The 9670-nt window shown below is 50.4% G+C and carries 5 protein-coding genes; all 5 read left to right on the top strand.

Going from position 1 to position 9670, the window contains the following annotated elements:
* Positions 1-1516 (top strand): glycoside hydrolase 43 family protein (locus tag VIM87_RS00670; protein ID WP_331995100.1); only part of this gene is annotated, 1516 nt, incomplete at its 5' end.
* A 46-nt stretch (positions 1517-1562) separates the two neighbouring features.
* Entirely contained in the window at positions 1563-3485 is a 1923-nt protein-coding gene (locus tag VIM87_RS00665; protein ID WP_331995099.1) for a sialate O-acetylesterase, read from the top strand.
* Positions 3486-3505: 20 nt separating this feature from the next.
* Positions 3506-5053 carry a beta-N-acetylhexosaminidase gene (locus VIM87_RS00660; RefSeq protein WP_331995098.1) on the top strand — a complete coding sequence of 516 codons (1548 nt, stop codon included), beginning with the start codon at positions 3506-3508 and terminating at the stop codon, positions 5051-5053.
* 118 nt (positions 5054-5171) lie between these two features.
* Entirely contained in the window at positions 5172-9155 is a 3984-nt protein-coding gene (locus VIM87_RS00655) for a two-component regulator propeller domain-containing protein (RefSeq protein ID WP_331995097.1), read from the top strand.
* 244 nt (positions 9156-9399) lie between these two features.
* Positions 9400-9670, top strand: a 271-nt coding sequence (locus VIM87_RS00650) for a carboxypeptidase-like regulatory domain-containing protein (protein WP_331995096.1), incomplete at its 3' end; no start/stop codon positions are given.

Genomic DNA, 9670 nt, shown 5'->3' with positions numbered 1-9670 from the left:
GGCCCAGCAGGCGCATAACCCCATTATTTTTGCCGATGTGCCCGACATGTCGATGATTCGTGTGGGAAACACCTATTACATGAGCAGCACTACCATGCATATGAGCCCGGGTGTGCCCATTATGAAGTCGAAAGACCTGGTTAACTGGCAAATTGTTAGCTATGCCTATGAGGTGCTGGACAATGTAGATGCGCTGAACCTTGCCAACGGCCAAAGCACCTATGGCAGGGGATCCTGGGCCAGCAGCCTGCGCTACCATAATGGGGTTTATTATGTAAGCACTTTTGCCGGCACCACCAATAAAACCTATATCTATTCCACCCGGGATATTGAAAAAGGCCCATGGAAAGCCGTTTCATTCACCCCCGCTTTACATGATCATTCCCTGTTCTTTGACGATGATGGACGCATATACATGCTGTATGGCGGTGGTAAAATAATGCTGGCGGAGCTGAACGCTGATCTCTCAGGATTGAAGCCGGGCGCTGCCGGCCAGGTGATCATAGCAAACGCCAGCGCCCCTGCCGGCACAAATGTAGGTTTGCCTGCAGAAGGTTCACAGCTGTTCAAAATTAATGGGAAGTATTACCTGTTCAATATCTGCTGGCCCAAAGGCGGCATGCGCACCGTAGTCATTCACCGGGCCGATAAAATTACCGGTCCTTATGAGGGCCGTGTTGCCCTGCAGAACAAAGGCGTGGCGCAGGGAGGCCTTATCAGCACACCGGCAGGGGATTGGTATGCTTACCTGTTCCGTGACTTTGGCGCTGTGGGCCGTATTCCCTACTGGGTGCCTGTAAAATGGCAGGATGGTTGGCCCGTGCTGGGCATTGATGGCAAAGTGCCTGATGCCCTGGACCTGCCTGCAAACAAAAGCCTGGATCCGGGTATTGTAGCTTCAGACGAGTTTAGCCGCAAGCCGGGAGAAGCTCCGCTACCGCTGGTTTGGCAGTGGAACCATAATCCGGATAACAGCCATTGGTCGCTGAGCCAGCGGCCCGGTTACCTGCGCCTCACTACCGGCAGGGTGGATACCTCGCTGCTGCTGGCCCGTAATACGCTTACACAAAGAACATTCGGCCCGTATTCATCCGGCGTAACCGCCATTGATGTATCGAACATGAAGGATGGGGATTGTGCCGGGTTAATGTTATTACAGAAAAAATACGGCTGGGTGGGTGTAAAGGCAGCGGGGAGCGCCCGGTCGGTAGTAATGGTAAGCGCGGAATCCGGCTCTCCTGTGGAGCAGCAAATGCGAAGCATCCCGCTTACGCAAAATACCGTGTACCTGAAAGCGGATTGCGATTTTAAAGACAAGGCTGATAAAGGTTATTTTTATTTTTCCCTGGATGGCAGCTCCTGGACAAGGATAGGCCCGGCGCTGCAAATGGCCTACACCCTGCCGCATTTTATGGGTTATCGCTTTGGATTATTTAATTATGCTACAAAAAGTCCCGGAGGGTTTGTAGATTTCGACTTCTTTCGTATAAGCGATAAGGTTGCCCTTGAACAGTAAAGGATGGTTTGAGGCAGCTGTCCACGTAGCTGAAAAACAATTCACGATGAAAAAACTGCTCCCATTCCTTGTATTCACGTTTTCCATTGGTCAGTGCCTGCAGGCGCAGGTAAGGCTTCCACGGCTGGTCCGCGATAGTATGGTGTTGCAGCGCGACCGGGAGCTTACCATCTGGGGCTGGGCTGCACCCGGTGAAAAGGTGAGCGTACGCTTTAATAATAAACGTTTCCGGGCAGTAGCCACCGCCGAAGGTAAATGGCGCCTGTTAATGCCGGCCATGAAGGCAGGCGGGCCTTACACCATGCAGATAGATGCCACTAATCACATCACGTTAAAAGAGATCCTGGTGGGCGATGTTTGGCTTTGCTCCGGCCAGTCGAATATGGTGCATCAGCTACGGCTGCATGATGTGCGTTATGAAGCAGATATCGCGGCAGCCAATTATCCCCTGATAAGGCAGTTTGCAGTACCTAATGTTACGGATCTGCAGGGCCCCCGGGACGATTTGCCCGGCGGCTCCTGGCAATGGGCCAACCCGGCTAACGTACGGGACTTTTCGGCCGTAGCTTATTTCTTCGGTAAGCAGCTGTACGAAAAATATCATGTTCCCATTGGCCTTATTAATACCAGCTGGGGCGGCTCACCCATAGAAGCCTGGATGAGTGAGGAAAGCCTGGCGGATTTCCCTGCTGTAATAGGCAACATAACACAAAATAAGGATACCGCTTACCTGGGCGAAAAGGAACGTAAGCTGCCCGCTGTATACACTCCCGATCCGGCTAACGACAAGGGTTACACGGAAGGCTGGGCCAACCCATCGTATATCCCTAAGGGATGGCGCACCATCAATATCCCCGGTTACTGGGAGGATCAGGGGGTGCATGACCTGCATGGCGTGGTATGGTACCGCCGTGAGATAGAGGTGCCTGCCGCTATGGCCGGGCAGCCTGCCAAGGTATTCCTGGGCCGCATTGTGGATGCCGATGTGCTGTATATAAACGGAAAACAGGTGGGTACCACCGCTTATATGTATCCGCAAAGGCGCTACCAGCTGCCGGCCGGTACCTTAAAAGCCGGCAAAAATCTTTTTGTGATCCGCATAACCAATAATGCAGGCAAGGGCGGCTTTGTTCCCGATAAGCCTTACCAGCTGATCGCAGGCAATGATACCATTGACCTGAAAGGTTACTGGGCTTATAAAGTGGGCCTGGTGAATCCGCGGGATGCTGTTACCAATAACGGCCGTATAGCATCACAGAACCAGCCCACTGCTTTGTACAATGCCATGTTGGCGCCCATCTTCAATTTTAAGGTAAAGGGTTTTATCTGGTACCAGGGTGAAACCAATGCAGGGCGCGGCGCAGAATATGCCCGGCTGCAGCCTGCTATGATAGCCGACTGGCGGCGCAAATGGCAGCAGCCGGATGCCCCTTTCCTGTATGTGCAGCTGCCCGGTTTCATGGATATGAATTACCTGCCCATGGAAAGCCAGTGGGCCCGTTTCCGGGAAGCGCAGTTACAGTCCCTGGCGGTTCCCCGCACCGCAATGGCGGTGGCCATTGACCTGGGTGAGTGGAATGATGTGCATCCCGACCGTAAAAAGGAAGTAGGGGAGCGGCTTGCCCTGGCAGCGCAACGGCTGGCATACGGCGACAGCACGGTAGTGTATAGCGGTCCCATTTTTCAATCAGCTAAGATCGAAGGCAATAAGATCACGCTTTCCTTTACCCATACCGGCAGCGGCTTAATAAGCATTGACGGGGAGGAGCTCAGCGAATTTGCCATAGCAGGCAGCGATAAAAAATTTGTGTGGGCAAAGGCGCGCATCGAGGGTGATAAGGTAGTGGTGTGGAATGATGCAATAACAAAGCCTGCATACGTACGCTATGCCTGGGCCGATTGCCCGGTTAATCCTAACCTGTTTAATAAGGAAGGGTTGCCTGCATCCCCGTTCAGAACAGATCACTGACCACACCAAAATATACACCCATGAAGCCTGCCCTGTTAAAGCTGCTGACCGTTCTGTTGTTATTTACAATGCCGGCCGTATATGCGCAGGAAAGCGCTGGAGCCTTTAAGGTGAAAGGCTTTCACCTGGATCTGCGCATCCAGGTAATGAAAATGCCTGCGCTTAAACAGTTTGCCCTGGATCTCAGCAAACATGGCATTAACACCCTGCTGGTGGAATGGGAAGCCAGCTATCCGTTTGAACAGGAGCCCCTGATAGCTAACCGCTATGCCTATACGCGGCAGGAGGTGGCTGATTTTATCCGTTTCTGTAAAAGCATTTCAATAGATGTGATCCCGCTGCAGCAAAGCTTTGGCCATGTGGAGTATATTTTACGCCATTATAAGTATGCTGCATTGCGGGAAGATAACCAGGACTTTTCGCAGGTATGCCCCAGTGAGCCGGCATTGAATAAAAAATTGTTCACAACGCTGTACAGTGATCTGGCAGCTACCCATTCATCACCCTTCATACATATAGGCGGGGATGAAACTTATTTGCTGGGGCATTGCGAAAAATGTAAAAAAAAGGTGGCAGAAGCAGGCGTATCCCGCCTTTATTTCGATCACATAAAGTTGTTGTGCGATATTGTTGTGAGCCTGGGCAAGCGGCCGGTGCTTTGGGCGGATATTGCGTTGAAATACCCGGAGTATATTCACCTGCTGCCCAAACAAACCGTTTTTATTGACTGGAATTATGGCTGGCCCCTGGACAGGTTTGGCGATCATCAGCAGCTGGTGAACAGCGGATACGAGATCTGGGGAGCGCCTGCATTAAGAAGTGATCCCGACAACTATTTTATAACCTGCTGGCAAAAGCATTTCAATAACATCCGGGATTTTATACCAGCCTGCAGAAATTTAGGCTACAAGGGCATCCTCATGACATCCTGGTCCACCTCCGGCGCTTACTCCTCCGTATTTGATTCAGAAGGCGACCTGATAGAGCTGTATGCGATCAGGCATGTGTACCCCATCAGCGGATTTGACATATTAATAGCCGCCTATGAGGAAGCTATCAGCAGCTCCGCGCCATTGGATATAGACGGTTTCATAAAACAGTACTGCAGCCGGCAGTATGGCCTCAGCGAAAAAGATGCTTTACAGTTTAGGGCCGCCTTGTTTACAGCGCCGTATAAAATAAACAAAGGGCAGGTAATAGCGCCGGCAGCAATGAGCATCAGCCAGCTGCTGGATAGTGCGCGCAGCGCAGCCGCTATCTTACAATCACTCCGGCCGGTGAAGAACCAGCAGGCATTTGCACACTACCGGCTTATGGCAAACATCCGTGTTTATTACCTTACCTATATGACAATAGAAGCCAGGGCAAATGCCGCAGATCTTACACCGGAAAACACGGCCGCCTGCATAGCGCAGCTGCAGCAGCTCATGAAGCAGGAACCATCGCTCAGCAAGGCTTTTGTACAGCTGAACGGGTCACTGTTATATCCATCTGCCCTGGAAGAAGAAAATGTATTAAGAAGCCAGAAGGTACACCAGCTGTACCAGCGCCTGGCAAAGATTAAATGAATGTAAAAACCGGTTATAACCCCTTTTTTAATATTTTTATGTGACTTAAAACCGATGTATGAAGGGGTGGGGGCAAAGGATTGTCTTTTTGTTGTTATGCACTATTATCACGGGCCGCTTGTCCGCAACCAGCTATCCCATTAAATACCTGGGCATAGAGGACGGCCTTTCCAACAATGCAGTTACCAATATTTACCAGGATAATAAAGGTTTCCTGTGGTTTGGCACCTATGATGGATTAAACCGGTACGACGGTTATAAATTTAAAATTTACAGGAATAAAATAGGGGACAGCACCTCCCTGATGGATAATGGTATTTATACCATTGAGGGAGACCTGCGCCATAGACTGTGGATAGGCGGCCGTAAAGGTGTGAGCGTTTTTGATCCCGTGAATGAAAAATTCTCCGTTGCCCGCTATATACCGGCAGGCAGTAATCTCGCCGGCCCGGTGAACGGCAATATCCATATCATTAAAGCCAGCAGGGAAGGCATAATCCTGATCGGTTCAGAAAGTAACGGTTTGCTGTTGTTTGAAGGGGATATGCACACCGGCCGCCAGATCCCTTTGCTGGATGGCGGACATGCTATGACGGAGTATGAAGTAACCGCCATTGATTTTGAGCAGGGAGGCCGCATCGCCTGGTTATTTATACAGGGAAAAGGCCTGTGCAGGTATGACGCCGCCAATAAAACCCTGCAGGTAATAAATAAGGAGATCAACAAGGGCAACTGCCTGAAAGTAGATCCCAAAGGCCCGCTGTGGCTGGGTACAGATAATGGCCTTTTCCGCTACGACCGGCGCAGCAACACCTATTCCGCCAACTACATAACGGAAAACAGCAAGATCGTTAACCTGTGTATGGACAGGCAGGGCGTGTTGTGGATAGCATCAGACGGTAGTGGCATGTACGTATTGCGCTCGCCTGGTGAGCAGGCCACCTCTTTCCCGGCCCCTGGCAGCAAGCAGCAGCTAAGCAGCAACGCGGTTTATTCCATTTATGAGGACCGCGAAAACCGGAAATGGATCGGCACCTTACGGGGAGGCATCAATATTATTCAGCCCAGGCAGCACCTGTTTGAGCTGTATGCTTTTAATGATGACAGCATTTTCGGATCCATCAACAATTTCATTTTTTCGTTTTGTGAAGATGAGGGAAAAAATATCTGGATAGGAACAGACGGCGGCGGTTTAAAATACTGGAACCGCGAGCATAATACCTATACCCGCTATACCCGTAACCCTGCAGTAAAAGGCTCGCTCAGCAGCAATTTTATTACCTCCATCATACGCGATTCACTGGGCGATATCTGGCTCTCCACCTGGTTCAGGGGCATAAACCGTTTCAACAGGTCAACCGGTACCTTTGAACATTTTTCCTGTTTTAACCCCTATACCGGCGTAGAGGAAAATAATGTGTGGCTGGTGTATGAAGATGCGCGGAAAGATCTCTGGGCCAGCACTACCAACAATGGCACCCTGTATACTTTTAACCGGGCCAAAGGAAAGTTTGAGGTTTTTGACCCCGGCATTGTAAATGTTCAGAGCCTGGCAGAGGACAGCAAGGGTAATTTATGGGCCGGTAACTATGCAAAGCTGATCCGGATCGACCGTACCCGCAAACATCACCAGGAATATAATATAGGTTATACTATCCGCGCCATTTACATGGATAAGCAGGGCAAATGCTGGCTGGGCACCGAGGGCGGCGGGCTGCTGCTTTTTAATACCGGTACGGGCACCTTTACCCGTTTTACGGATGCAGACGGGCTGCCGAATAATTCCATTCTTAAAATACTGGAAGACGATGCCGGCAACCTGTGGCTCAGCACCTACAACGGGCTGTCATGCTTTAACCCTGAAAAGTGGACGTTCAGGAATTTTTCCCAGTCCGATGGCCTGCAAAGCAACCAGTTCACCTACAATGCAGCATTGAAGCTGCGCTCAGGCGAATTAATGTTCGGGGGCATCAAAGGCTTCAACATCTTTAACCCCGATAGCGTGTACCAGCAGGTAGGCATGCCGCCTTTGCTGCTAACCGGTATGAAAATAAATAACATTCCGCTGGAGCAGCATGATGTGCAGGAGCTGAGGATCCCCTATGACAAAGCAGTTATTTCTTTTGATTTTGTGGCGCTGGAATACACCTCGCCCGATAAGATCAGCTATGCCTATTACCTGGAGAACTGGGATAAAGGCTGGAACTACGTGGGGGAATCCCGTACCGCCAATTATACCCGTTTACAGGAAGGCAATTATGTTTTTAAAATAAAGGCTACCAATGCCGATGGGAAATGGAGCCGGGAGGTACGCACCGTAAGCATTATTGTGCTGCCACCCTGGTACCGCACCTGGTGGGCGCGGCTGCTGTATATTACCTGCACGGCAGCGGCCATCTGGTTCTTTATCCAGTACAGGTCGCGGCAGGAACGCTTGCAATATGAAATTAAGCTGGCGCATCTTGAAAATGAAAAAGAGAAAGAGATCAATGAGCGTAAGCTGTCCTTTTTCACAAACATCTCGCATGAGTTCAGAACGCCGCTTACCCTGATCATTAATCCGTTAAAGGAGTTCATACAAAAACAGGAACAGCGGGAAGATAATGAAACGCTGGGCGTAGTATACCGGAATGCCAGGCGCCTGCTAAGCCTTGTGGATCAGCTGCTGCTTTTCCGTAAAGCAGATACCCAGGGCGATCAGCTGAAGATAACCCGGCTGAATGTGGTGGAGCTGTGTAACGAGGTGTACCTGTGCTTTTCCCAGCAGGCAAAGGCAAGGGGCATGCAATACGGGTTCCGCTGCAGCCAGGAGCAGATAGCGCTGTATGCCGATTATGAGAAGCTGGAAATAGCCCTCTTTAACCTGCTATCCAACGCCTTTAAATTTACGCCGGATGGGGGCAGCATTCTGCTGGAGCTGCGGGAAACGGAAAACGAAGTGGAGATCCTGATCAGGGATACCGGCTGCGGCATACCTGAAGGCATGGGCAACCGGATCTTTGATAAGTTCCAGCGGGCAGGGGGCGGGAAAGAGCATTTGCAAACCGGCTTTGGCATAGGGCTTTACCTGGTAAAGCATTTTGTTGAAACGCATAAGGGCTCCATTAGCTATACCAGCACCGCAAATGAAGGTACCGCCTTTTTCATCCGCTTAAAGAAGGGCGCCGCTCACCTGGACGGCGCCGCCCTGGTAGCCGATACCACGGCAAGGTCCGGGATATTGCATGAGCTGGCGGATGGAACAGAGCCCGCCATCAAAAAGGAAAAAGGAAATGCCCCGCTTAAACCCGTAGAGGAGCTGGTAACGGAAAAACGGTCCATCCTCCTGATCGATGACAATACAGAAATAAGGGAGTACCTGCGGCAGCTTTTTGCGGACCGCTACATTATTTACGAAGCCGATAACGGCGATGATGGTTTTGCCCTGGTGGAAAAGCATATGCCCGACCTGGTGATCAGCGATATCCAGATGGAAGGCATGAATGGCGTGGAGCTGTGCACCCGGATCAAACAAACAGAAACCCTGAGCCATATACCGGTTATCCTGCTCACCTCATCCTCCGCTGCCGATGTGCAGATGAAAGGCCTGGAAGAGGGGGCGGACGATTATATCACCAAGCCGTTTGATAAGGAGCTGCTGATGGTGAAGGCCGAGAACATCATTAAGAACCGGCACCTGCTGCGGCAATACTTCCTGGATCATATAACCCTGAAACACACCAGCATACGCGTACCTGCCGACTACCGCGATTTCCTGAACCAATGTATCAAGATCGTGGAAGCCAACCTGGATAACGAGGATTTTTCCATTAAAACATTTGCACAGGCCATTGGCATGAGCCATTCCAGCTTGTATAAAAGGGTAAAATCTATGTCGGGCCAAACCATTAACGCCTTTATCCGTTCCATCCGCTTAAGAAGGGCAGCCGTTTTAATGCTCAAGGAAAATTATACCATTAACCAGGCCGCCCAGCAGGTAGGCATTGGCGATATCCGGTACTTCCGGGAGCAGTTCGTAAAGCTGTTCGGCATGAACCCTTCGGAATACGTAAAGAAATACCGCCCCTCCTTTAACGGGGATCTGAATGTGATCAAAATATGATGGAAAGAGGGTTAAAATGTGATTTTACCCCCTGTTTTAAATGATTTACCCCCTATCCGGGGCCTCCCGTACCGGCTAATTTGCGCCTTAGAAACTGAGTACAAAAAATTCTAAGACCAAAATTTAAGACCAGCTATTATTCATTTAAACAGGTTCCGTTATGAAACTACTTTTCAAAAGCCTAATTGGAATTGAACAGTTAGGGAGTTCCATCCGACCACTAAAAAGATCAAATTATCCACGGATGAAAAAAGGATTCCTATCTGCCTTTCTTTTCCTTATTCCTATTACCATGTGGGCCCAGCAAGCGAAGATCACCGGTAAGGTGGTTTCCGGAGGGGAAGCGGTGCCCGGGGTTTCGGTGCGGGTGAAAAATACCACCCAGGGAACAACAACAGATAATGCGGGGCAGTTTTCCCTGGCCGCCGGTGTAGGGGATACCCTGGTGTTCAATCACCTGTCTTATGTTACACAGGAGATAGCGGTAACAAATAATGGGCCCTTATCCATTTCAC

This window comes from Chitinophaga sp., from assembly GCF_036569125.1.
In the GTDB taxonomy this organism is placed as follows: Bacteria; Bacteroidota; Bacteroidia; order Chitinophagales; family Chitinophagaceae; genus Chitinophaga.
The sequence above is the reverse complement of the archived record's forward strand: the minus strand, read 5'-3'. Positions and strand labels throughout refer to the sequence as shown.

What these genes read in the sequence shown, in the direction of transcription:
- VIM87_RS00665 (WP_331995099.1), top strand. Translation starts at nt 1,563, where the DNA reads ATGAAAAAACTGCTCCCATTCCTTGTATTCACGTTTTCCATTGGTCAG.
- VIM87_RS00660 (WP_331995098.1), top strand. Translation starts at nt 3,506, where the DNA reads ATGAAGCCTGCCCTGTTAAAGCTGCTGACCGTTCTGTTGTTATTTACA.